A 20,242-nucleotide genomic window follows, 5' to 3' on the forward strand; every position below is an offset into this window, starting at 1 on the left:
TCGGCGCATCCGGTTCCCACGATAGGCGTCGTCGGGGCTCAGAACAATACCAATAAAATTTGCACGGAGACTTGCCATGAGTGCGCCCGACACCCTCGACATCCCCAAAGCCACGGCTCGCCCAGGACCTTTCGACTGGTACCGCAACATCAATCAGCAGGAGCGTCGCACGTTCTGGAGCTGCAAGATCGGCTATGGCCTGGACGGCATGGACACCCAGATGCTCAGCTTCGTGGTGCCGACCCTGATCGCCATGTGGGGCATTACGACTGGTGAGGCCGGGTTGATTCATACCAGCACCCTGATCGCCTCGGCCATCGGTGGTTGGGTGGCGGGGATTCTTTCCGATCGCATCGGCCGGGTGCGCACCCTGCAACTGACTGTCCTGTGGTTTGCCTTCTTCACCTTCCTTTGCGGCTTCGCCCAGAACTACGAGCAACTGTTGATCAGCCGCACGTTGATGGGCTTCGGTTTCGGCGGTGAATGGACCGCCGGTGCGGTGTTGATGGGCGAAGTGATTCGCGCCAAGGACCGGGGTAAAGCCGTCGGCATGGTGCAGTCGGGTTGGGCGCTGGGTTGGGGACTGACGGCGATTCTGTATGCGCTGCTGTTTTCGGTGCTGCCGCCGGAAGACGCTTGGCGGGCATTGTTCATCCTTGGCATTGTGCCGGCGGTTTTCGTGATTTTCGTCCGCCGCCTGGTCAAGGACCCGGAAATCTATCGCGAAGCCAAAGCCAAGCAAGAGCCAAGCAACCCGGCCAAGTTCTACGAGATCTTCGCCCCCGGCATCCTTTTCACCACGATCCGCGCGTCGATCCTGACCACCGGCGCCCTCGGCGGTTACTACGCGATCACCTCCTGGCTGCCGACGTTTCTGAAAAATGAACGGGGCCTGAGTGTTCTCGGCACGGGCGGTTATCTGGCCATGGTGATCGTCGGATCCTACGTCGGGTATGTGATTAGCGCGTATTTGACTGACATCCTGGGTCGTAAAAAGAACTTCATTCTGTTCGCGGTCGGCTCGTTCACCATTGTTCTGCTGTACACCCAATTGCCGGTCAGCAACGGCGTGATGCTCTGGCTGGGGTTCCCCTTGGGCTTCTTCGCTTCGGGGATCTTCAGCGGCATGGGCGCGTTTTTGACTGAGCTGTTTCCCACCCGGATTCGCGGCTCGGGCCAGGGTTTTTGCTACAACATCGGTCGGGCGCTGGCGGCATTGTTTCCGCTGTTGATCGGTTTGCTCAGCCAGAAGGTGCCATTGAGCGTGGGAATCGGAGCCTTTGCGGCGGTGTCTTACGGGGTAGTGATCCTGGCGGCCCTGAGTCTGCCGGAAACCCGTGGCAGGCAACTCGACGCTCAATAACCAAATGTCCGGTAACTGATAATCTGTGGGGCATATGTCCCACAGCTAAAAAGACAAAAGCTTACAGGAGTGTTCACCGTGAACCGCCTGCTATTGAACTGCGACATCGGAGAGAGTTTCGGTAACTGGACCATGGGTCTGGATGCCGAGGTCATGCCCTTCATTGATTGCGCCAACATCGCGTGCGGCTTCCACGCCGGCGACCCGAGCATCATGCGCAAGACCGTCAGCCTGGCCCTGAGCCACGGCGTGCAGATTGGTGCTCATCCGGCCTATCAGGATCTGGTGGGGTTTGGTCGCCGATCCATGGCTTACACCGCCCAGGAACTGCAGGACCTTTTGCATTACCAGATCGGCGCCCTTGATGGCATCTGTCGGGCGCAGGGCGGGCGGGTGAGTTACGTTAAACCCCACGGCGCGATGTACAACGACATGATGGCCAACCCGGCGCAACTGCGTGCGGTGATTCAGGCCGTGGCGGCCTACGACCGGACGCTGCCATTGATGCTGATGGCGACCCGCGACAACAATGCCGCGCAGCAACTCGGCGATGAATATGGCGTGACGTTGTGGTTCGAAGCCTTCGCCGATCGCGCTTACGACAGCGCAGGCAGGCTGGTTTCGCGGCAACTGCCGGGCGCCGTGCATCACGACCCCGAGAAAATCATCGAACAGGCATTGATCATTGCCCGCGGTGACAACCTCACGGCCAGCGATGGCAGTGCCTTGCATTTACAGGCCAACACCTTGTGCGTACACGGCGACAATGCCAGTTCGGTGGCCGCCGTGCAGCGCATCCGCGAAGCCTTGAATCAGCAGAGCGCATCATGAAACCACGGGTGGAAGTGGTGGCGCTGGATTGCCTGATGGTGCGTCTGTTCGATGAAATCAGCGAGGCCAACATGCCGTGGATGCTCGCGGCCAGCGAGCGTCTGCGGGAGGCGTTCGGCAACCATTTGATCGATCTGGTGCCGTCCTACACGACGTTGATGGTGCATTACGATTTGATGGCATTGAATCCGGCCCAGGCGCGGGAATTGATCGCTGAAGCCTTGATTGATCTGTCGCCCAACGCTCGGGCCAAGGGTAAATGCCATGTGTTGCCGGTCTGGTATGACCTGAGCGTCGGGCCGGAACTGACCTTGCTGTCTCAGCGCAGCGGATTGACGGTGGAAGAGGTGATTCGCTGCCACAGCGAACACGAGTATCAGGTGTTCGCATTGGGCTTCGCACCGGGGTTCGCCTTCATGGGATTGGTGGAGGAAATATTGGCTGCACCGCGTCTGAATACTCCGCGCAAAAAAGTGGCTGCCGGCAGCGTCGGCATCGCCGAACGCCAGACCGCGGCTTATCCGGTGGTGTCCCCCGGCGGCTGGAACCTGATCGGCCGTACTCCGGACAAATTGTTCGACCGCGAGCGCGACGGCTACAGCCTGATGCAACCGGGCGACACCGTGCGCTTCGAGGCGGTCAGCCATGCCGAGTTCATCAATCTGGGCGGTGATGACACGCCGTTGGAGGCCCTGGCATGAGCCGACTGACGATTGAAGCAAGTACACCGCTGTGCCTGTTGCAGGACGCCGGGCGGTTTGGCGTGCGGCATCTGGGCGTGACCCAGGGCGGGGCGGCGGATTGGCGGTCGATGTCGTGGGCCAATTGGCTGCTGGGCAATGGGCTGGATGCATCGGTGATCGAAATCACCCTCGGCGGGTTTACGGTCGTTGCGCAGGAAGATTGCGTGCTGGCGTTGGCCGGGGCGGATCTGGGGGCGCAGGTGAATGGCGAGGCATTGGCACCGTGGCGCAGTTTCAGGCTGAACAAAGGTCAGCAATTGCAATTCACTCAGCCGCTGCTTGGCGCTCGGGCTTATTTGGCGGCCCCGGGCGGATTTGATGCGCCAAAGGTGTTGGGCAGCCGTTCGACGGTGGTGCGCGAGGAACTCGGCGGCCTCGATGGAATGGGCCGGGCGCTGGTCAAAGGTGCTTTGTTGAATTACTCCGGTGAGGCGCCGCTGCTGGTGCGGGAACTGCCTCGTGAGCATGTCCCGAATTTCAAACTGGATGCACCGCTGGACCTGGTGCTCGGTGCCCAGATTGGTGAGTTCAGCGGGCAGAGTCTGTTCGACGCATTCAACAGCGTCTGGACCCTCGACAGCCGCGCCGACCGCATGGGTATTCGACTGTTGGGAACGGCGTTGCAGTATCAAGGCAAGCCGATGATTTCCGAAGGCATCCCGCTGGGCGCGGTTCAGGTGCCGCCGGATGGGCAGCCGATTGTGTTGCTCAATGACCGGCAGACCATTGGCGGTTATCCACGGTTGGGGGCGTTGACGCCGTTGGCATTGGCGCGATTGGCGCAGTGTTTGCCGGGGGCGAAGGTACGGTTGAAGCCGGTGGTGCAGGACGTCGCTCATCGGGAACTGGTCGAGTATTTACGCAGGTTTTTGAGCTGCTAAAAGCATCGCGAGCAGGCTCGCTCCCACATTGGATTTTGGTCGTACACAAATAATGTGTTCGCTGGAGATCAACTGTGGGAGCGAGCCTGCTCGCGATGGCGGCCGAACAGACGACGAAGATTACTTGGACAAAAACCGCATCCCTTCCTCCAACCCCCGCAACGTCAGCGGATACATCTGGTCATCAATCAAATCCCGCACGATATTGGTCGACGAGGTATAGCCCCAGGTGTCTTTCGGGTAGGGGTTGATCCAGATGAGCTTCTTGTACTTTTCCTTGAAGCGCTGCATCCACACGTAACCGGCTTCTTCGTTCCAGTGCTCGACGCTGCCACCGGCCTGGGTGATTTCATAGGGCGCCATGGCGGCATCGCCGATGAAGATCACTTTGTAGTCGGCGCCGTACTTGTGCAGCAGGTCCTGGGTGGCGGTGCGCTCAGAGGTGCGGCGCATGTTGTTCTTCCACACCGATTCATAAATGAAGTTGTGGAAGTAGAAGTACTCCAGATGCTTGAACTCGGTCTTGCAGGCCGAGAACAGCTCTTCGCAGATTTTCACGTGGGCGTCCATCGAGCCGCCGATGTCGAACAGCAACAGCAACTTGACGGTGTTGCGGCGCTCCGGACGCATCTGGATATTCAGCAACCCTGCATCGCGGGCGGTATGGTCGATGGTGCCGTCGATGTCCAGTTCTTCCGCCGCGCCTTGACGAGCGAATTTACGCAGGCGCCGCAGGGCGACCTTGATGTTGCGCGTGCCCAGTTCGACCGAATCGTCGAGGTTCTTGTACTCGCGCTGATCCCAGACTTTGACCGCTTTGCCTTGACGCTTGCCGGCATCACCGACCCGAATGCCTTCCGGGTTGAAGCCACCGGAGCCGAACGGGCTGGTACCTCCGGTGCCGATCCACTTGTTGCCGCCGGCATGGCGTTCTTTCTGTTCTTCCAGGCGCTTCTTGAACTCTTCGATCAGCTTGTCCAGGCCACCGAGGGACTGGATCGCGGCCCGCTCTTCATCGGTCAGGGAACGCTCGAATTCCTTACGCAGCCAGTCTTCCGGAATCAACGCCTGGAGGTGATCGTCGAGCTTTTCCAGGCCATTGAAGTAGGCACCGAACGCCCGGTCGAACTTGTCGAAATGCTTTTCGTCCTTCACCAGAATCGCCCGCGACAAGTAATAGAACTCGTCCATGTCGGCGAAGGTCACGCGCTGTTTCAGCGCGTTGATCAGGTCCAGCAGTTCACGTACCGAGACCGGTACCTTGGCTGCACGCATTTCATTGAACAGGTTGAGCAGCATGGCGATCGCCTCTCTCTATCGGGGCTTAGCGAGAGCCGCGACGGCTCATGAACGCCAGGCGCTCAAGCAATTGCACGTCTTGTTCATTCTTCACCAACGCGCCTGCCAGTGGTGGAATGGCCTTGGTCGGATCGCGCTCGCGCAGTACCGCTTCGCCGATATTGTCGGCCATCAGCAACTTCAGCCAGTCCACCAGTTCAGAGGTCGATGGCTTCTTCTTCAGACCCGGCACCTTGCGCACGTCGAAGAACACGTCCAACGCTTCGCTGACCAGGTCTTTCTTGATGTTCGGGTAGTGCACGTCGACGATCCTCTGCATCGTGACGCGATCCGGGAAGGCGATGTAATGGAAGAAGCAGCGGCGCAGGAAGGCGTCCGGCAGTTCTTTCTCGTTGTTGGAAGTAATTATGATGATCGGGCGTTTCTTGGCCTTGATGGTCTCGTCGATCTCGTAAACGTAGAACTCCATCTTGTCGAGTTCTTGCAGCAAGTCGTTGGGGAACTCGATGTCGGCCTTGTCGATTTCGTCGATCAGCAGGATTACCCGCTCTTCGGACTCGAAAGCTTCCCAGAGCTTGCCCTTTTTCAGGTAGTTGCGAACGTCGTGGACCTTCTCCGTACCCAGCTGCGAGTCCCGCAGGCGGCTGACCGCGTCGTACTCGTACAGGCCTTGATGCGCCTTGGTGGTGGACTTGATATGCCAGGTAATCAACTTGGCGCCGAAGGACTCGGCCAGTTGCTCGGCGAGCATGGTTTTGCCGGTGCCTGGCTCGCCCTTGACCAGCAGTGGCCGTTCCAGGGTGATGGCGGCGTTGACCGCCAGCTTCAGGTCATCGGTGGCGACGTAGGCCTGGGTGCCTTCGAACTTCATCTGCTAATCCTCGAACGGTAACGCCGACCTGAACGAGGCAGGGCGGGGCGCAATAAATTGTCAGGCTCGACTATAACGCGCTGCCCGGTCGACTGTGAACGCAGACGGCTTATTCAGTCTCTGAATGGGGCGTCACATCTTGACTCAGTCTCGGCTGCTGGCCAGTATTGAGCTATCGCCATTTTGGCGATAGCTTGCTGGGCATGTTTCGAGATACGCAGGAAGATTGGAAACGATGTTACCCATGAAACGACCACGGCTGTCGGCTGTGCAGGTACTGCCGGATTTCAGGCTGGCGCTGACTTTTATCGATGGCCAGCAACTGAGCCTCGATTTAAGTCGCGACCTGCGTTCGTACCCGGGGTTGCAACCATTGTTGGAAGACCGTGCTTTTGAAGGCGCAGCCTTGGGTGACGATGGCTGGAGCGTGGAGTGGCCCGAACTGGATGTCCAGATTGGTGCAGACACGCTGTATCTGGACGCTCTTGCGCAAAATGCAGCCGATGAAAACACCCGTATTTTCATCGATTGGCGTGCTCGCACCGGATTGCCGTTGAATCAGGCGGCCGAGGCGCTGGGCGTCAGTGCCCGCAGTATCAGTCGCTATAGCAGTGGTCGTGAAGCTGTGCCGCGGTCGTTGGCGCTGGCTTGCCTGGGCTGGGACTTTTTGCAGCAGCAATCCAACCCGGCGCGTGCGGCGGAAGAAACGGGTCGTTACACCGTCACACGCAAATCTTAGTCCGTATCCGGCTTGGGCCGTTCGTATTGGGCATTGAACGCCTGGATGAAACCATTACGTAAAATCTGCAAAAACGCCTCGAATGCGCTGATATCTTTCTGATGCACGCTGCCTTTGAGCTGAACGCGCGTTGCGAACTGGTTTTTTGGCTGATTCTTCAACACATTCTCGGTGCCCCCGACGAGTGCTTCCCAGATGGAACGAAAAATCCCTTTGTTCTTGTTCTCCACATCCTGCTGCCAATTGAACACATCGACGTCGCGCAATAGCGGCTTGATGTAGCCAGTGAGTTGGCCCTTGTTGGCTTCGGCTTCGATGACCACGTCACCATGGCCGGCATTGAAATCGAACTTGCCGTAAGCCGAGGCGAAGTCGTTCATGCGTTTGAGTTCAAGGTTCTTGGCGCGCAGGCGGAACTCGAAGTCTTCGAAGTTGCTCAGCGGGTCGAAAGTCGCGAGGGCTTCCAGCGGTGCATGCCCCAGCAACAGCGCTTTGCCGTCGAAGCGAGCGTCGCGTTTACCTTTGGTGTCGACGACGTTGGTCAGATTGTAGATGCTGGCATTGACCTGGGTGGCATTCATGTTTACGGGCGGTTTTGAATTGAAGTTGCGAAAGGTGATCCGCCCGTCGTTGATCCGCACTTCGTTCAGGGTAATCGGCAGCAACTTTTCCAGTTGTGCCCGCCAGTCGGTGCCCCGACCGGTCTGGGAGTTTTTCTTGTTGGCACCACCGTCGACGAAGTTCACTTCGGGTTTGTCGAACTGCGCCTCGGCCACCACGGCATGGTCGTACCAGAGCGAGTGCCAGCTGACGGAGAGGTCAATCAAGGGGGCGTTGACGAAAGGCACCGGGACCTTGCCATTGACCTTGACGATTTTCAGTCCGTTGATTTTGTAGGCACCGCGCCACAGGGCCAGGTCTACATCGGTAATCTGCCCGCGGTAGTCACCCATGTCCGCCAGTTTCTCGTTGAGGTAATCGCGCACGATGTAGGGCAGCGCGATGTGCAGGGCAACCAGCAGCACAACAAGGCCGGCGAGGGTCCACAGGGGCCAACTGTATCGACGCTTCATGACGGCAAATCTCTGGCGGTATAAAGCGATTGACTGCGGGGCTAAGCGGACGTTCGACTGACTGGACGACCACGGGTAACAGGCATACCTTGGACAGCTAATTCAACGCTGTATAAGGACCCAGCCATGAGCCGTATTTATGCTGACAACGCCCATTCCATTGGCAATACGCCGCTGGTGCAGATCAACCGTATCGCCCCGCGCGGTGTCACCATCCTGGCCAAGATCGAAGGGCGCAACCCGGGTTATTCGGTCAAGTGCCGGATCGGCGCGAACATGATCTGGGAGGCCGAAAGCAACGGAAAACTCAAACCCGGCATGACCATCATCGAACCAACTTCGGGCAACACCGGCATCGGCCTGGCGTTTGTTGCCGCGGCCCGCGGTTATCGACTGGTATTGACCATGCCGGCGTCCATGAGCATTGAACGGCGCAAGGTGCTCAAAGCCCTCGGCGCCGAACTGGTGTTGACGGAGCCGGCCAAAGGCATGAAAGGCGCGATTGAGAAGGCCGCCGAAATCCTCGCCAGTGATCCATCGACCTACTACATGCCGGCGCAGTTCGAAAACCCGGCCACCCCGGCCATCCACGAAAAAACCACCGGGCCGGAAATCTGGAATGACACCGACGGCGCGGTCGACGTACTGGTGGCGGGCGTCGGGACAGGTGGAACCATTACCGGGGTTTCGCGCTATATCAAGAATACCCAGGGCAAACCGATTATCTCGGTGGCGGTGGAGCCGTTGGTATCTCCAGTGATCACCCAGGCGATGGCCGGGGAAGAGATCAAACCGAGCCCCCACAAAATCCAGGGCATCGGCGCTGGTTTTGTGCCGAAGAACCTGGATCTGTCGATGGTCGACCGGGTCGAGCTGGTCAGCGACGATGAATCCAAGGCGATGGCCTTGCGCCTGATGCAGGAAGAAGGGATTTTGAGCGGTATCTCGTGCGGCGCCGCCATGGCAGTGGCTGTGCGGCTGGCCGAAACCCCGGAAATGCAGGGCAAGACCATCGTGGTGATCCTGCCCGACTCTGGCGAGCGCTACCTGTCGAGCATGCTGTTCAGTGATCTGTTCACCGAGCAGGAAACTCAGCAATAAAGATATAAAGATCGCAGCCTTCGGCAGCTCCTAAAGGACGTGTACAGGAACACCGTCGACGTAGGAGCTGGCGCAGCCTGCGATCTTTTGATCTTTTGATCTTTTGATCCGGTATGAGAAGGGGGTTGATTCATGTCAGCCCCCGTTCAGGAATCTTGTGTTAATAAGTGTTTATTGCGTAATCCTCAACACTGAGTGTTGAGTTATTTGGGTATTTTTCGAGGCCGTTAGTGTGGATAATGGCCGACTGCCACGTCGGGTAAATGGCGTTGTGTAAAGTTACCTATCAAGGAGTTGTAGATGAACTTTTCCTTTGTCGCGAAGGCGTCGGTGTTGTTGCTGTTCCTCGGCAGCACACTCTATGTGCACTTGCGTGGCAAGGCGCGTTTGCCGGTTCTGCGTCAGTTCGTCAATCACTCGGCCCTGTTTGCACCCTATAACGCCCTGATGTACCTGTTCTCCAGCGTGCCATCCAAACCCTACCTGGACCGCGGCAAGTTCGCCGAACTGGATGTGCTCAAGGACAATTGGGAAGTTATTCGCGATGAAGCCATGCACTTGTTCGACGAGGGCTATATTCGCGCTGCCGAAAATAACAATGACGCCGGTTTCGGTTCATTCTTCAAGAAGGGCTGGAAGCGCTTCTACCTCAAGTGGTACGACAAACCGCTGCCATCGGCCGAAGCCTTGTGCCCGAAAACCGTGGCGTTGGTCAGCAGTATTCCCAACGTCAAAGGCGCCATGTTTGCGTTGCTGCCCGCTGGCAGTCACCTCAACCCGCATCGCGATCCGTTCGCCGGTTCTTTGCGTTATCACTTGGGGCTGTCGACGCCGAACTCCGATCATTGCCGCATCTTCGTCGATGGTCAGGTCTATGCATGGCGTGATGGGGAAGACGTGATGTTCGATGAAACCTATGTGCACTGGGTCAAGAACGAAACCGGGCAAACCCGGGTCATTCTGTTTTGCGACATCGAGCGACCGCTGAGCAATCGCCTCATGACCCGTATCAACCGTTGGATCAGTGGCTTGCTGGGGCGCGCCACTGCACCCCAGAACCTTGACGATGAACGCGTTGGCGGGATCAACCAGGCCTATGCCTGGAGCAAGAACTTCAGCGACAACTTCAGCGGGATGGTCAAACAATGGAAGCGTCGTAATCCAAAGGCTTACCGCGTACTGCGACCGGTGCTGGCGTTGCTGGTGTTGACGTTATTGGGGTATTGGTTGTTTGGTTGAGGCCGATACCTGCACAAAAAAAGCCGTCCCCAGTTAAGCCGTAATGCGATCTGTAGCAGCTGGCGAAGCCTGCGTTCGGCTGCGAAGCAGTCGTAAAATCAGCCAATGTGGTGTTTCGGGTAAACCAAGGTGATTGGATTGACGATTGCTTCGCAGCCGAACGCAGCCTCGCTGGGGCTCGACAGCTGCTTCAGCCCTTAGTCCAAGTCATTGCAATCCCTGTCATGCGCTGGTTATAGTCGGCCCTCTGTGGTTTCCTGAACACTCTTTCACCCAATCAAAAAAGATCAGCCCATGCCAGCTTCCCCCATCAATGCGGTAGTCGATTCAGCGGTCAGCGCTGGCGTCGTGCCGTGCGGGAATCAGCAGCCTGCGCAGATCAGTCATTACCCCCCACCTGTCAGTAGCACGCCGGTGTGCGCAGTCGTATCACCGCCAGGCGTTGGCTTTTCGGGCTGATCAGCTTTTTTCTGCTGCTCCCATGCCCGTCTGTAAAAGCGCCTGAAAACACTACTGAATTTCAGCTTCGGCTGAGTTGGCTTTTTGCCTGACTACAGGTGATATTTCATGTTTGTCCTTTCGAAAAAAACCGCGCTCGCGGCGGCGTCCACGAGCCTGTTCGTTTTGCTGTGGAGCAGCGGGGCGATTTTCTCCAAATGGGGCTTGGCCCACGCGTCGCCTTTTGCCTTTCTGCTGGTTCGCTTCGTCATTGCCTTGTGCGGGCTGGTGCTGTTGATGCCGTTGCTCAAGCTGAAACTGCCCAAGGGCGGCAAACCGATGTTGTATGCGATGGCCACGGGTGTGGTGTTGCTGGGGGCTTATCAGATTTTCTATCTGCTGGCCCTGGACCTGAACGTCACGCCGGGCGTGATGGCAACCATCATGGGCGTTCAACCGATTCTCACCGTAGTAATCATGGAACGGCATCGATCAATAAGCCGGATGTTCGGTCTGACGCTAGGCCTGGCCGGGTTGATCATGGTGGTTTACCAGGGCATCGGACTGGCCGGGATGTCGTTGGCCGGAATGCTCTTCGGTCTGTTGGCGCTGGCGAGCATGACCTTCGGCTCGATCATGCAGAAGCGCATTACCGACAATCCCCTCGGCACGCTCCCGGTGCAGTACCTTGCGGGGCTGTTGCTCTGCGGGATATTTGTGCCGTTCCAGCCGATTCACGTCGAACACAGCATTGGCTTCATTGTGCCGGTGTTGTGGATGGGATTGGTGGTATCAGTGCTGGCGACGCTGCTGCTGTATCGGCTGATCGCGCGGGGCAACCTGGTGAATGTCACCAGCCTGTTTTACCTGGTGCCGGCGGTGACGGCGGTCATGGACTACCTGATTTTTGGCAACCGCCTGGCAGCATTGAGCATGCTCGGCATGGGGCTGATCATCGTCGGCCTGGTGTTTGTGTTCCGTAAGAGCGCTTGAAACCGAAAGACCGCTCCAGGCACAGTTCCTGCACTGGATCTTCGTCGTAACACCGATCCAATGCAGGAGCTGGCGTAGCCTGCGATCTTTTCGGGGCCGCCGGAGAGCAAGATCAAAAGATCGCAGCCTTCGGCAGCTCACAGGGGGAAATGCATTTCCAGGGTAGGAGCGAGGCTTGCCCGCGAAGGCGTCATCAGCAACACCACATCACTACCGGGCAGCCACCTCAGCCGTCTTCAACACCGTCGGCTTCAACACCAGCCACAACGCCACCGCAATCAATACACCGCCATAAAGGTGCGCCATCGACAGCGGCTCATCCAGCAACAGCGCCCCCCACAACACGCCGAAGGGCGGAATCATGAAGGTCACGGTCATCGACTTTACCGGGCCGATCGAACTGAGCAAACGGAAGTAAATGATGTAGGCAAAGGCGGTGCAGACCAAACCTAACCCCAGCAACGACAACCAGACATTCCAGCCGCCCCAGCTCGCCGGTGGTTGGCTGATCACACTGTAGCCAAACAGCGGCAGCAACAACAATGTCGCGCCGAGCATGCTGCCCAGCGCCGAAAGGCGACTGTCGAGGCCGCCGGCATGGTCGAGCCAGCGTCGGGCGAGGAACCCGGCAAAGCCATAGCAGGTGGTGGCCATCAGACACGCCAGTGCGCCCATCAGCAGTTCCATGTTGAACGCCACCGGACCTGCACGGGTGAGGATGCCGACGCCGAACAGGCCGAGAAATACCCCGCCCAACTTGGCAGCCGTGAGTTTTTCATGGAAGAACAGGCCGCCAATCAACACCCCCATCAAAGGCGTGGTGGCGTTGAAAATCGCCGAGTAACCGGCCGGCAACACCTGGGCAGCCACGGAATAGAGAGTTGCTGGAACCCCTGAGTTAATCATCCCGAGCAGCATCACCGTCTTGAGTTTGCCTTTGAAGTCCCAGTTGATGCGCATCAGCCCAAGGATCACCAGCAGCCCGACGGCGGCAATCGATACGCGAAAAAAAGCAGTGGGGATTGTGCCAATCACTGGGGCAATAACGCGCATGAACAGAAAGCTCGCCCCCCAAATGGCGGCAAGCGACAACATACGCAGGATATCGACGGGGTTCACAGCACTTTCCTTCCTTGATTGGCGCGCAAGTGTCGCGCCAGTCAGGGCACAAGGCAATGGTTGCGTTGCGTAACACAGGGCCACTAAGCTCAGGCTCCAACGACAAGAACAGCCGCCGAGGTTTTACCTATGCCGCAGCAATGGCCAGCCGCCGACATCGCCCGAATGATCCTCGATGGCTTTGACGATTACCGTGAGCATTTCCGTCAGATCACCGACGGCGCCCGAGCCCGCTTCGAGCAAGCTCAGTGGCAGGAAACGCAAGTCGCGTCGGCGGCGCGAATCAACCTTTACGAAGAAAAGGTCGGCGAAACGGTAGGGCGCTTGCAGGCGTCGTTCGAGACCGATGTACTGATGGACGTCAGCAACTGGCCGCTGGTCAAAAGCGCTTATATAAGCCTGATCGACCTGCGCTTCGACGATGAACTGTCCGAGACTTGGTACAACTCGATTTTCTGCGGGCTGTTCAGCCACGACCTGATCAGCGACGGCTGCATGTTCATCCACACCACGCGACCGAGCCTGCGCCGTGCCCGGGCCGCGCAAACCCGCATCTACAAGCCGCAGGGGCAGTTGTCCGGCATGCTCACGAGCATCTTTGCCGACTACCGCTTCAGCGAAGATTACGCCGACCTGCCCGGTGACCTGCGTCGCCTCGAAGCGCAATTGCGCGAGAATCTGCCGGACTGGGTCTGCAAGGACCCGGAGCTGAGCGTCGAACTGTTTTCCTCGGTGCTTTACCGCAACAAGGGCGCCTATCTGGTGGGGCGCATTTACACCCAGGACGAACAGTGGCCGCTAGTGATTCCGCTGCTGCACCGCGAAGGCCGGGGCATCCAGATCGATGCGCTGATCACCGACGAGGCGGAGGTGTCGATCATCTTCTCCTTCACCCGTTCGTACTTCATGGTCGATGTGCCGGTGCCGGCGGAATTCATCGGTTTTCTCAAACGCATCCTGCCGGGTAAGCACATCGCCGAGCTGTACACCTCAATCGGTTTCTACAAGCATGGCAAGTCCGAGTTTTACCGGGCGCTGATCAATCACCTGGCCAACACCGACGACCAGTTCATCATGGCCCCCGGCGTGCGCGGCATGGTCATGAGCGTGTTTACCCTGCCGGGCTTCAACACCGTTTTCAAAATCATCAAGGACCGCTTCTCACCCTCGAAAAACGTCGACCGCGCCACGGTGATCGAAAAGTATCGCCTGGTGAAAAGCGTCGACCGGGTCGGGCGCATGGCCGACACCCAGGAGTTCTCCGACTTCCGTTTCCCGTTGAGCAAGTTCGAGCCGGCATGCCTGGAAGAATTGCTCGAAGTGGCCGCGTCCACGGTCTCGGTGGAGGACGATACGGTGCTGATTCGCCACTGCTGGACCGAACGCCGGATGACGCCGTTGAACCTCTACCTGGAACACGCCAACGAGGCGCAGGTTCGCGAGGCGCTGGAGGATTACGGTCTGGCAATCAAGCAACTCGCGGCGGCGAACATTTTTCCCGGCGACATGTTGTTGAAGAACTTCGGCGTCACCCGTCACGGTCGTGTGGTGTTTTATGACTACGATGAGATTTGTTTCCTGACCGAAGCCAACTTCCGCCACATCCCGCAACCGCGTACACCGGAAGACGAAATGGCCTCCGAACCGTGGTACTCGATCGGGCCGCTGGATGTGTTCCCCGAGGAGTTTCCACCGTTTCTGTTTGCCGATTCGGGGCAGAGAAAGTTGTTCGATCAGTTGCACGGAGAGTTGTACAACGCCGATTACTGGAAGAGCCTGCAGGAGGCGATTCGGGCGGGGAAGGTGATTGATGTGTTCCCGTATCGGCGCAAGGGCCTCGACAACGAGTAGTTCTCTGCGATTGCTGCGCAATCGATCGCGAGCAGGCTCGCTCCCACATTTGAACGTGGTGCCCCTCGTTTTTGTGGTCGCTAAAGATCCAATGTGGGAGCGAGCTTGCGCGCGATCGGCCGCGCAGCGGTCGTAAAATCTGCGACAATCCGCCCCCTGCGCCACTAGACGACTTTTGCGTACCTGATGACTGACGAATCGCCTTCCATCGACAAACTGCTGAAAAACCTCGATCACGCCATGCTCGCCGACCGCCACCGGCTACGGCGGCAGTTGCTTGAGCTGCGCAAGAAACCTGACGAGGCCAAACTGGCCCAGTGGGTGACGCGCACGCAGGCGTCCTGCGATCAGGTGTTGGCGCGGCGCGCCAGCCTGCCGGTGATTCGTTACGACGACAGCCTGCCAATCGCTGCCAAGCGCGACGAAATCAAAGAAGCGCTGCAAAAGCATCAGGTGCTGATCATTGCCGGCGAAACCGGGTCGGGTAAAACCACCCAGTTGCCGAAGATCTGCCTGGAAATCGGCCGCGGCCAGCACGGCCTGATCGGCCACACCCAACCCCGTCGAATCGCCGCGCGCAGCGTAGCGAGCCGGGTCGCTGAAGAATTGGCGACGCCGTTGGGCGCGCTGGTCGGCTATCAGGTGCGGTTCGAGGATCAGAGCGATTCCAACACCCTGATCAAGCTGATGACCGACGGCATCCTGCTGGCGGAAACCCAGAACGACCGCTACCTCGAACGCTACGACACGATCATCGTCGACGAAGCCCACGAACGCAGCCTCAACATCGACTTCCTGCTCGGTTACCTGAAAACCCTGCTGCCGCGTCGTCCGGACCTGAAAGTCATCATCACCTCGGCGACCATCGACCTGGAGCGCTTCTCCAAGCATTTCGATGATGCGCCGATCGTCGAAGTCTCCGGTCGCACCTTCCCGGTAGAAACCTGGTATCGCCCGCTGACCCTGGAGCAGGACGAGGAGGGCAACCGTGTCGAGGATGACTTGACCGTGGATCAGGCGATCCTCGCCACCCTCGACGAAATTGCCGCGTTCGAACGCAGCGAGTGCAAGAGTCCCGGCGACGTGCTGGTGTTCCTGCCCGGCGAGCGCGAGATTCGCGACGCCGCCGACATGCTGCGCAAGGCCCAGCTCAAACACACCGAGATTCTGCCGTTGTACGCGCGGCTGTCGCCGGCTGAGCAGCAGCGGATTTTCCAGTCGCACCCTGGGCGTCGCGTGGTACTGGCGACCAACGTCGCCGAAACCTCGCTGACGGTGCCGGGCATTCGTTACGTGATCGACAGCGGTACCGCGCGCATCAGCCGTTACAGCTACCGCGCCAAGGTTCAGCGCCTGCCCATCGAAGCGATTTCCCAGGCCAGCGCCAACCAGCGTAAAGGCCGTTGCGGGCGGGTCGAGCCGGGTATTTGTATTCGTCTATACGGCGAAGAAGATTTCATTGGCCGGCCGGAATTTACCGATCCGGAAATCCTGCGCACCAACCTCGCGGCGGTGATTTTGCAGATGCTGCATCTGCGCCTCGGCGAGATCACCGATTTCCCGTTTATCGAGCCGCCGGATGGCAAAGCCATCAGCGACGGTTTCAACCTGCTGCAAGAACTCTCGGCGGTGGACCGCAACAGTCAGCTGACGCCGCTGGGTCGCCAACTGGCGCGGCTGCCGGTGGACCCGCGCATGGGCCGCATGCTGCTGGAAGCGGCGAAACTTGGCAGCTTGCAGGAAGTGCTGATCGTCGCCAGCGCCATGTCGATTCAAGACCCGCGTGAACGTCCGCCAGAGCGTCAGCAAGCGGCGGATCAGGCCCACGCCCAGTGGAAAGACGTGGATTCTGACTTCGCCGGGCTGGTTAATCTGTGGCGTGGTTTTGAAGAGCAGCGCCAAGCCTTGACGGCCAGTCCGCTGCGTAACTGGTGCCGCAAGAATTTCCTCAATTACCTGCGCCTGCGCGAATGGCGCGACTCCCATCGTCAGTTGAGCCTGATCTGCCGCGACATGCAGTTGAGCCTCAACAAAGAGCCGGCGGATTACCCGAAACTGCACAAAGCCGTGCTCTCCGGATTGCTCAGCCAGATCGGCCAGAAAACCGAAGACGGCGATTACCTGGGGGCTCGTCAGCGGCGCTTCTGGATTCACCCGTCGTCGGGCCTGGGCAAGAAACGTCCGCAATGGCTGATGACCGCCGAACTGGTGGAAACCACCAAGCTTTACGCGCGGATGGTCGCCAAGATCGACGCTGACTGGATCGAGCCGCTGGCCGGGCACCTGATCAAGAAAAACCACTTCGAACCCCATTGGGAGAAGAAGCGCGGTCAGGTCGTGGCTTTCGAACAAATCACTCTTTTCGGGTTGATCGTAGTGGGTCGCCGAGCGGTGCATTACGGGCCGATCGACCCGGTGGTGTCTCGTGAATTTTTTATTCGCGAAGGTCTGGTGCGCGGCGAGATTCAATCCAAAGCCAAATGCCTGACGGCCAACCAGCAGTTGCTTGAGCAGCTCGATGAACTGGAAGCCAAGGCCCGTCGTCGAGACATTCTGGCTGACGAAGAAACCCTGTTCGCTTTCTACGATGCGCGGTTGCCGGCAGAGATTCACCAGACCGCGACCTTCGACAGTTGGTACCGGGTCAACAGTCAGAAAGACCCGCAACTGCTGATCATGCGCGAAGAAGACGTACTGGCCCGCGAAGCCAGTGAAGTCACCGCCGCGCATTACCCGGACACCCTGCACATCGGCGATCTGGAACTGGCGCTGAGTTATCACTTCGAGCCCAACCATCCTCGCGACGGCGTGACCTTGCGCGTGCCGGCGCCGCTGTTGCCGATGCTGCCACCGGAACGTCTGGAATGGCTGGTGCCGGGGGTGATCGAGGCCAAGTGTATTGCGCTGGTGCGCAACCTGCCCAAGGCCCTGCGCAAGAACTTCGTGCCGGTGCCGGACTTCGTCAAAGCCGCGTTGCAGCGCATCACATTTGCCGAGGGCTCGTTGCCTCAGGCGCTGGGCCGCGAGTTGCTGCGCATGACTGGCGCGCGGGTCAGCGATGAGGCGTGGGCCGAAGCCTCGCAGCAGGTCGAAAGCCATTTGCGGATGAACCTGGAAATCGTCGACGGTCAGGGCAAGTTCCTCGGCGAAGGCCGTGACCTGGCGGAGCTGACCGCACGCTTTGCCGAGGCCAGCCAGGCCGCGTTGGCGGTGCCGCAAACGGCGAAGAGCCAACAGCCGGTGGAGCCGAAAGTCTTTGCCGCCGTTGCCGAGAAAACCCAGCAGAAAATCGCCGGGCTCTCGATGACGGTGTATCCGGCGCTGGTGGAAGAGGGCGGCACCGTCAAGGAAGGTCGATTCTCGACCCCGGCCGAAGCCGAGTTCCAGCATCGCCGGGCCTTGCAGCGCTTGCTGATGCAGCAACTGGCGGAACCGGCGAAGTTCCTGCGCGGCAAGTTACCGGGGCTGACCGAGTTGGGATTGATGTACCGCGAACTGGGGCGTATCGACAGCCTGGTGGAAGACATTCTGCTGGCCAGTCTAGACAGCTGCATCCTCGACGGCGAAGACCCATTGCCGCGCGATGGCGCCGGGCTGGCATCGCTGGCCGAACGCAAACGCGGCGGCTGGACCGAGCACGCCGAACGGTTGGCCAAGCTGACGCTGGAGATTCTCAAGCTCTGGCACGGCCTGCAAAAACGCTTCAAGGGCAAGATTGACTTGGCGCAAGCCGTGGCCTTGAACGACATCAAGCAGCAGCTCAGTCATCTGGTGTATCTGGGGTTCGTGCGCGAAACACCGATGCCGTGGCTCAAGGAACTGCCGCGTTACCTCAAGGCCGTCGAGCAACGTTTCGAAAAACTAGGCGCGCAGGTGCAGAAAGACCGGGTCTGGAGCGGCGAATTGTCCGGGCTCTGGGCTCAATACCAGACCCGCGCCAACAAACACGCCCAGGAAGGCAAGCGCGATCCGCAGCTGGAACTCTATCGCTGGTGGCTGGAGGAATACCGGGTCTCGCTGTTCGCGCAGCAATTGGGGACCAAGGTGCCGATCTCCGACAAGCGCCTGAGCAAGCAATGGAGCCAGGTCGAGCCGTAAACCCGATCCCCTTGATCCCCTGCGGTCTACTGTAGGAGCTGCCGAAGGCTGCGATCTATTGATCTTTCTTTGTCGCGACACCAGAAGATCAAAAGATCGCAGCCTTCGGCAGCTCCTACACGTATAGCGTTATATCGATTGCATCCAGCAAAAGGCGCCAAAAGCCAGCGTTTATGGCAAACTTCGCGCCTATAAACGCCAGCCCCGCGGTTTTGAGCCTTCACGGGCCGGGCGGATCGGAATAAAGCGATGCCAGGTTTGCGTCCGGACCTGGAATAGAACCTTTGTGTGTTGGTACGTCGGTGCCAGCGCTTTCTGCCTGAATGGATTAGAGAAACGACCATGCATAACGTCGTCATCAGCGGCACCGGCCTGTACACCCCGGCCAACAGCATTTCCAATGAAGAGCTGGTGCAGTCTTTCAACGCTTACGTCGCGCTGTTCAACGCCGACAACGCCGAAGCCATCGCGCGCGGCGAAATCCAGGCATTGACCGAATCCAGCGCAGCGTTCATCGAAAAAGCGTCCGGCATCAAAAGCCGCTTTGTCATGGACAAGGACGGCATCCTCGATCCGCAGCGCATGGCACCACGCCTGCCAGAACGTTCCAACGACGAGTGGTCGGTGCTTTGCCAGATGGCCATCGGCGCAGCCGAACAAGCCTTGCAGCGTGCCGGCAAGACCGCCGCTGACATCGACGGTGTAATCGTCGCCTGCTCCAACCTGCAACGCGCCTATCCGGCCATCGCCATCGAAGTTCAGGAAGCGCTGGGCATTCAGGGTTTCGGTTTCGACATGAACGTGGCGTGCTCCTCGGCGACTTTCGGCATCCAGGCTGCGGCCAACAGCGTGCAACTGGGCCAGGCCCGGGCGATCCTGATGGTCAACCCTGAAGTCTGCACCGGTCACCTGAATTTCCGTGACCGCGACAGCCACTTCATCTTCGGCGACGCCGCCACCGCGGTAATCATCGAGCGTGCGGATCTCGCGACGTCCAAGTACCAGTTCGACGTGGTCAGCACCAAACTGCTGACCAAGTTCTCCAACAACATCCGCAACAACTTCGGCTTCCTCAACCGCGCTGCGGAAGAGGGCATCGGTGCCCCCGACAAACTGTTCGTCCAGGAAGGCCGCAAGGTGTTCCGCGATGTCTGCCCGATGGTCGCCGAGCTGATCGCCACGCACCTGGAAGAAAACCAGCTCAACGTCAGCGACGTGAAGCGCTTCTGGCTGCACCAGGCCAACCTCAGCATGAACCACCTGATCGTCAAGAAGCTGCTGGGCCGTGAAGCCACCGAAGCAGAAGCCCCGGTGATTCTCGACACCTATGCCAACACAAGCTCCGCCGGTTCGGTTATTTCGTTTCACAAGAATCAGGACGACCTGGTCAGCGGTTCGCTGGCCGTACTCAGCTCGTTTGGCGCCGGCTACTCGATCGGTAGCGTGATTCTGCGCAAGCGCTGATCAGCCCTGTTGTTCTTTCCTGCGATTTGTGAGGACTTTTCCTACATTCGAAATAGTCCGAACGCTGTAATTTTCGGAAATGCCAGCAGGACGATGCCTACAGCGAAGTCCTGTTGTATTTATTTTCGAGGTTGGAACA

Annotated in this window: 15 protein-coding genes; 11 read left to right on the forward strand and 4 right to left on the reverse strand. The window is 58.8% G+C overall.

Translation table 11 applies throughout. The features are described from left to right. Positions 1-76 precede the first annotated feature (76 nt). The 4 genes from ACYZT2_RS08185 (at position 77) to ACYZT2_RS08200 (ending at position 3,818) form a co-directional block, all read left to right on the forward strand. On the forward strand, positions 77-1,363 hold the full coding sequence (locus ACYZT2_RS08185) for an MFS transporter (RefSeq protein ID WP_461971396.1): 1,287 nt from the start codon (positions 77-79) through the stop codon (positions 1,361-1,363). Between the two features lie 78 nt (positions 1,364-1,441). Further along, positions 1,442-2,194, forward strand: coding sequence for a 5-oxoprolinase subunit PxpA (locus tag ACYZT2_RS08190; protein ID WP_461971397.1), 753 nt, complete (start codon positions 1,442-1,444; stop codon positions 2,192-2,194). Beyond that, a complete protein-coding gene (pxpB, locus tag ACYZT2_RS08195) occupies positions 2,191-2,895 on the forward strand; it encodes a 5-oxoprolinase subunit PxpB (RefSeq protein ID WP_461971398.1) in 705 nt (234 codons plus the stop codon). The genes ACYZT2_RS08190 and pxpB overlap by 4 nt, the downstream gene beginning before the upstream one ends. Beyond that, positions 2,892-3,818, forward strand: a complete 927-nt coding sequence (locus ACYZT2_RS08200; protein WP_461971399.1) for a 5-oxoprolinase subunit C family protein — start codon at positions 2,892-2,894, stop codon at positions 3,816-3,818. Before pxpB ends, ACYZT2_RS08200 begins: the two co-directional genes overlap by 4 nt. A gap of 120 nt (positions 3,819-3,938) precedes the next feature. Here ACYZT2_RS08200 and ACYZT2_RS08205 read toward each other — a convergent pair whose 3' ends face one another. Together ACYZT2_RS08205 and ACYZT2_RS08210 are read right to left on the reverse strand one after the other, a co-directional pair. Beyond that, positions 3,939-5,117, reverse strand: coding sequence for a vWA domain-containing protein (locus ACYZT2_RS08205; RefSeq protein ID WP_030132618.1), 1,179 nt, complete (start codon positions 5,115-5,117; stop codon positions 3,939-3,941). A gap of 25 nt (positions 5,118-5,142) precedes the next feature. Then, positions 5,143-5,988, reverse strand: coding sequence for an AAA family ATPase (locus ACYZT2_RS08210; protein WP_038979370.1), 846 nt, complete (start codon positions 5,986-5,988; stop codon positions 5,143-5,145). A gap of 235 nt (positions 5,989-6,223) precedes the next feature. Here ACYZT2_RS08210 and ACYZT2_RS08215 point away from each other — a divergent pair, with 235 nt between their 5' ends. Further along, on the forward strand, positions 6,224-6,727 hold the full coding sequence (locus ACYZT2_RS08215; RefSeq protein WP_461971400.1) for a DUF2442 domain-containing protein: 504 nt from the start codon (positions 6,224-6,226) through the stop codon (positions 6,725-6,727). On the opposite strand, the gene ACYZT2_RS08220 is transcribed toward ACYZT2_RS08215, so the two are convergent. After that, on the reverse strand, positions 6,724-7,800 hold the full coding sequence (locus ACYZT2_RS08220) for a DUF748 domain-containing protein (RefSeq protein WP_461971401.1): 1,077 nt from the start codon (positions 7,798-7,800) through the stop codon (positions 6,724-6,726). The genes ACYZT2_RS08215 and ACYZT2_RS08220 overlap by 4 nt on opposite strands. A 126-nt stretch (positions 7,801-7,926) precedes the next feature. Here ACYZT2_RS08220 and cysK point away from each other — a divergent pair, with 126 nt between their 5' ends. From cysK to ACYZT2_RS08235, 3 genes are all read left to right on the forward strand, one after another. After that, on the forward strand, positions 7,927-8,901 hold the full coding sequence (cysK, locus tag ACYZT2_RS08225) for a cysteine synthase A (protein ID WP_461971402.1): 975 nt from the start codon (positions 7,927-7,929) through the stop codon (positions 8,899-8,901). Between the two features lie 300 nt (positions 8,902-9,201). Next, positions 9,202-10,140, forward strand: a complete 939-nt coding sequence (locus ACYZT2_RS08230) for an aspartyl/asparaginyl beta-hydroxylase domain-containing protein (protein ID WP_461971403.1) — start codon at positions 9,202-9,204, stop codon at positions 10,138-10,140. Positions 10,141-10,707: 567 nt separating this feature from the next. Further along, complete coding sequence (locus tag ACYZT2_RS08235; protein WP_461971404.1) at positions 10,708-11,571, forward strand: DMT family transporter; 864 nt, start codon at positions 10,708-10,710, stop codon at positions 11,569-11,571. Positions 11,572-11,781: 210 nt separating this feature from the next. Here the strand turns inward: ACYZT2_RS08235 and ACYZT2_RS08240 are convergent, their stop codons facing one another. Further along, positions 11,782-12,690 carry a DMT family transporter gene (locus ACYZT2_RS08240; RefSeq protein ID WP_461971405.1) on the reverse strand — a complete coding sequence of 303 codons (909 nt, stop codon included), beginning with the start codon at positions 12,688-12,690 and terminating at the stop codon, positions 11,782-11,784. Between the two features lie 129 nt (positions 12,691-12,819). On the opposite strand from ACYZT2_RS08240, the gene aceK reads away from it, so the two are divergent. The 3 genes from aceK to ACYZT2_RS08255 all read left to right on the forward strand — a co-directional run bounded on the left by aceK (position 12,820) and on the right by ACYZT2_RS08255 (position 20,103). Beyond that, positions 12,820-14,541, forward strand: a complete 1,722-nt coding sequence (aceK, locus tag ACYZT2_RS08245) for a bifunctional isocitrate dehydrogenase kinase/phosphatase (protein ID WP_461971406.1) — start codon at positions 12,820-12,822, stop codon at positions 14,539-14,541. A 186-nt stretch (positions 14,542-14,727) separates the two neighbouring features. Continuing rightward, positions 14,728-18,639, forward strand: a complete 3,912-nt coding sequence (hrpA, locus tag ACYZT2_RS08250) for an ATP-dependent RNA helicase HrpA (RefSeq protein WP_461971407.1) — start codon at positions 14,728-14,730, stop codon at positions 18,637-18,639. Positions 18,640-18,981: 342 nt separating this feature from the next. After that, positions 18,982-20,103: a beta-ketoacyl-ACP synthase III gene (locus tag ACYZT2_RS08255; protein ID WP_461971408.1), complete on the forward strand. Its 1,122-nt coding sequence runs from the start codon at positions 18,982-18,984 to the stop codon at positions 20,101-20,103. Positions 20,104-20,242 lie beyond the last annotated feature (139 nt).

Source organism: Pseudomonas sp. MDT1-85 (assembly GCF_054898065.1).